This is a genomic window from Micromonospora sp. KC606, from assembly GCF_004348675.1.
Classification (GTDB): domain Bacteria; phylum Actinomycetota; class Actinomycetes; order Mycobacteriales; family Micromonosporaceae; genus Micromonospora.
This window is the reverse complement of record NZ_SMKN01000326.1, coordinates 1-4,271: the sequence shown is the minus strand read 5'-3', so window position 1 is coordinate 4,271 and position 4,271 is coordinate 1. Positions and strand designations below refer to the sequence as shown.

Annotated in this window: 5 protein-coding genes; 3 read left to right on the top strand and 2 right to left on the bottom strand. The window is 73.4% G+C overall.

What is annotated here, in order from left to right; all coding sequences use genetic code 11:
• A partial coding sequence (locus E1193_RS30280) for a zinc-binding dehydrogenase (RefSeq protein ID WP_165945868.1) occupies positions 1 to 502 on the top strand: 502 nt, incomplete at its 5' end.
• Between the two features lie 9 nt (positions 503 to 511).
• Here E1193_RS30280 and E1193_RS30275 read toward each other — a convergent pair.
• Positions 512 to 1,480: a dienelactone hydrolase family protein gene (locus E1193_RS30275; protein WP_132186555.1), complete on the bottom strand. Its 969-nt coding sequence runs from the start codon at positions 1,478 to 1,480 to the stop codon at positions 512 to 514.
• Positions 1,481 to 1,642: 162 nt separating this feature from the next.
• Between E1193_RS30275 and E1193_RS32255 the strand changes: the two genes are divergently transcribed.
• Entirely contained in the window at positions 1,643 to 1,813 is a 171-nt protein-coding gene (locus E1193_RS32255) for a hypothetical protein (RefSeq protein ID WP_165945867.1), read from the top strand.
• Between the two features lie 126 nt (positions 1,814 to 1,939).
• Here E1193_RS32255 and E1193_RS32250 read toward each other — a convergent pair whose 3' ends face one another.
• A complete protein-coding gene (locus E1193_RS32250) occupies positions 1,940 to 2,086 on the bottom strand; it encodes a hypothetical protein (RefSeq protein ID WP_165945866.1) in 147 nt (48 codons plus the stop codon).
• A gap of 207 nt (positions 2,087 to 2,293) precedes the next feature.
• Between E1193_RS32250 and E1193_RS30270 the strand changes: the two genes are divergently transcribed.
• Positions 2,294 to 4,271, top strand: a 1,978-nt coding sequence (locus E1193_RS30270) for a glycoside hydrolase family 2 TIM barrel-domain containing protein (protein WP_279433400.1), incomplete at its 3' end; no start/stop codon positions are given.

Genomic DNA, 4,271 nt, shown 5'->3' with positions numbered 1-4,271 from the left:
CGACTCGGTGCTGGTGCAGGGCGCGGGCGGGGGTGTGGCCACCGCGGCCGTCGCGCTCGGTGTCGCGTTCGGCAAGCGGGTGTACGCGACCAGCCGGGACGCCGGCAAGCGGGAGCGGATCACCGCGCTGGGGGCGACCGCGCTGGAACCGGGGGCGCGCCTGCCCGAGCGGGTCGACGTGGTGATCGAGACGGTCGGTGCGGCGACCTTCGACCACTCGCTGAAGTCCGCCGCGCCGCTGGCGCGGATCGTGGTCTCCGGGGCGACCGCCGGGCACGAGCCGAAGGTCAACCTGCGCCGGGTGTTCGCCATGCAGTTGGAGATCCTGGGCACCTCGATGGGCACCCCGGAGGAGCTGACCGAGCTGCTGGCCTTCTGCGCCGAGCACGACATCCACCCGGTGGTGGACAGCGTGGTCCCGTTCAGCAGGGTGGAGGAGGCGTTCGCCCGGCTGTGCTCCGGCGACGTGTTCGGCAAGGTCGTCGTCGACCACACCGCCTGAGCACCGGAGTCAGAGGCGGTCGTCGAGGGTGGCGATGCCGCCCCGGGCGGCGTCGCCGGGGATGCGGGCCCTGGCCTTCTCGTCGCCGTACAGGGTCCAGCGGAGGAAGTCGACGGTGGTGTCGGAGACCACCCGCAGCGCCGCGCCGTCGGAGAGCAGCGCCCGGCCGTGGTCGCCGTCGGGCAGGCTCAGCATGGCCTTCGGCCACGGCACCGCGTCGTAGACCGCCTTGCCGGCGGCGTACTGCACCACCTCGTCCGCCTCGCCGTGCACGAAGAGCTGCGGCGCGGCGGCTCCGGCGAACGCCGTACCCACGCCGAGCGCGGTGCCGGCGAAGACCACGCCCGCGTCCAGCCGTGCGTCCCGGCCGGCGGTGAAGAGACCGATGGTGGTCACCCCGCCGGCCGAGTGCCCGGCCGCCGCCACCCGGTCGGTGGCGAGCCGACCGCGCAACGGGTCGCCCGCCTTCGTGTCCAGCGCCAGCACCTGGTCCAGCACGTACGAGACGTCGGCGGGTTGGTTCAGCACGTCGAGCACGTTGGTGTCGGTGCCCCGGCTGGTGTGCGGGAAGGTGGGCGCGGCGACCACGAACCCGGCCGCCGTCCACCGGGTCAGCAGCGCGGCGTAGTCGGCCGGGCGTCCGCCCAGGCCGTGGCTGAACACCACCACCGGGAACCGCCCGGTCGCCGCCGTGGCCCCGCGCCGCGGCGCGTCGCCGGCCCCGCCTCGGGCCGGGTACCAGACGGTCACCGGCAACGGCCGGTCGCCGTCGCGGTTCAGCTTCAGCTGGCGTACGCCGACGGCGAAGGTCTCGCCCGGCGCGCTGCCGGAGGCCACCCGCGGGGCCGGGGTGGTCGCCGGGGGCGGCTCCGGCGACGCGGCCGGCCGGGCGGTCGGGGCGGGCGCGGCCGAGCAGCCGACGAGACCGATGGCGAGCAGGGCGGCGGCGAGCGGTATCTGGGCACGGAGACGGGACATGGAGACGATTGTGCCCCCGTCGACGCGGTGCCCGGCCACCCGTTGCCCCACGGGGGTACGCGCACGGCCGCTGGGCCGGCCCGAATTCCACTCGGATCGGAGGTGTCACGGTCGGCGGGCGGGGGCCCGTGCGGTGGAGGCCACTTCGCTAGGGTCACCGGCATGTCAGACGGATACGTGGACCCCAGCGCCAACACCGAGCAGTTCCGTGCCTTCGCGAGCTCCCCGGAGACGACACCGGCCGAGTCGCCGTCCCGGCTGCCGCTGGTGCTCGGCGCGGCCGTGGTGGGGGTGCTGCTGGTCGCCGTGGCGACCTGGCTCATCCTGAGCTGAGCCGCGCTGCCTCCCGGCCGGCGGCCAGGCCGCCGGCCGGCGGTGCCCGGCCGGCGTCGCCTCGGCTGTCCCTGTGACGGGCCGGGCTGCCGTCGCCGGCCGGGCCGGCCCGCCGTGGTGCGGTGGTCAGCCGGTGATCACCGGCCAGGCGTAGGCGAGCAGGGCGAACGCGGCGCCCAGCAGCGCCAGCGAGATGCCGCGGGTGCGGATGGGCAGCGCCGCGAGCGCGATCAGGATGATCGCGACGAGGTAGAGGAACGCCTGGACCGACATGACGAGCTCCCTGGGTGGTTGACATCGATGGCGGCCGGCCTGTACCCGGCTGTCCGCCCGGCTGAAACCCGGGTGTCCGATTCTGTGTCAAGCTGTCGACACCCTTGTATATGGCTGTTCGGTGATGTTAGAAACTGTGCGACGATGTCGTTTCGGTTTCGGTTCTGTCGCGCGATGTCGTCAGTGACCGCGACCTGGGAGCAGACGATGTCTCACGCCCGACCGGACCTGGCCCACCGCGCAGGACCACCACGCCGCGCGGCCGTCCGCGCCGCCCTCGCCCTCACCCTCGTCCTCGGCTCGGTCGCCCTGCCCGGGTCGGCCACCGGGGCGGCACCCGCCACCGCCGGGCCCACGGCGGCGGTGGCGCCCGACCCGGCGCCGCACACGCTGCCCACCCCGGCCGTGGACCCGGCCGGCGGGCCGAAGAACGCCGCCGACGTGTACCGCTACCTGGAGAATCCAGGCATGACCGGCGAGGGGCAGCAGCCGCCCCACGCTGACCTGCGGCCCTACCCGGACGTCAGTTCCGCCTTCACCGACGTGACCGCGCACGCCGCCCGCAACCCCGAGGTGACCTCGCTCAACGGCGAGTGGCGACTGAAGATCTTCGACCGGCCCGAGGACGTGCCGGTTGGCTTCGCCGCCGCCGGCTTCGACGAGCGGACCTTCCCGAAGGTGTCCGTGCCGCACACCTGGCAGTCGGACTTCATCGACCATCCGATGTTCCGCAACATCCCCGAGGAGATCTGGCCGGCCGACCCGCCGAAGGTGCCCCGCGACATCAACCCCACCGGCGCGTACGTGCGCACCGTCCACCTGCCGCTGGACTGGGTCGGCGACCAGGTGTTCCTGCGCTTCGAGGGGGTCACCAGCGGCTACTTCGTCTGGGTCAACGGCGGGTACGCCGGCTACGACCAGGGCGGGTACACCCCGGCCGAGTTCGACGTCACCGCCCTGCTCAGGCCGGGCCGCAACCGGATCGCCGTGCAGGTGCACCGCTGGGGCTCCGGCTCCTACCTGGAGGACTACGACCAGTGGCGGTTCAGCGGCATCTTCCGGGACGTGACGCTGCGCCGCACCGGGAAGACCTGGCTGCGGGACGCGTACCTCACCACCGACCTGGACGCCGACTACCGGGACGCCACCCTCACCGCCCGGGTCGACGTGGCCCGCGCCGCGACCGGCGCGACCGGCCGACACACCGTACGCGCGCGGCTGCTGCACTCGAGTGGACGGACGGTGGCCACCCTCACCGGCGGCCTGGACCTGGCGGCCGACGCCACCGGTGGCCGGGTCACCCTGAGCACGCGGGTGACGAACCCGGCCAAGTGGAGCGCCGAGGAACCCACCCTCTACACCCTCGCGCTGGAACTCCTCGGCCCGGACGGCCGGGCGCAGCACACCACCGCCCAGCCGGTCGGGTTCCGTGAGGTCGAGGTCCGCGACCGGCAGGTGCTGGTCAACGGGGAACGGATTCTGATCAAGGGCACCAACCGGGCCGAGACCGACCCGGACACCGGCCGGTACGTCACCCGGGACGCGCAACGCACCGACGTGTTCCTGATGAAGAAGCTGCACATCAACGCCGTCCGGACCGCGCACTACCCCTCCGACCCGTACTTCTACGACCTGGCCGACGAACACGGCCTCTGGGTCGCCGACGAGGTCGACGTCGAGACCCACGCCCGCGAGAACTGCCCGAGCAACTGCCTGGCCGACAAGCCGGAGTGGGCGGCGGCGTTCGCGGACCGGTTCCGGGCGATGGTGGCCCGGGACAAGAACCACCCCAGCGTGATCATGTGGGACACCGGCAATGAGGCCGGGCTCGGCGCGGCCCACCACGCGATGGCCGCGTGGGCGGACGCCAACGAGCCGACCCGCCTGCTCTACCACCAGTCCAACTGGCCCGACGGTGACGCCCCCTTCGCCGACGTGGCCGGCCCGCGCTACCCGACCCCGGCCTCTCTGGAGGCCAAGGCGATCGCCGGCACCAAGCCGCAGATCATGGGCGAGTACGCCCACGCGATGGGTAACGGCCTGGGCAACTTCGACCAGTTCTGGGCGCTGGCCCGCAGGTACCCGCAGATCCAGGGCGGGTTCATCTGGGACTGGGCCGAGCAGAACCTGCGCCAGCCGCTGATCGTCACCCCCGACCGGTCACCGAACCGGATCCAGACCTTCC

What these genes read in the sequence shown, in the direction of transcription:
- E1193_RS30275 (WP_132186555.1), bottom strand. Translation starts at nt 1,480, where the DNA reads ATGTCCCGTCTCCGTGCCCAGATACCGCTCGCCGCCGCCCTGCTCGCC.
- E1193_RS32255 (WP_165945867.1), top strand. Translation starts at nt 1,643, where the DNA reads ATGTCAGACGGATACGTGGACCCCAGCGCCAACACCGAGCAGTTCCGT.
- E1193_RS32250 (WP_165945866.1), bottom strand. Translation starts at nt 2,086, where the DNA reads ATGTCGGTCCAGGCGTTCCTCTACCTCGTCGCGATCATCCTGATCGCG.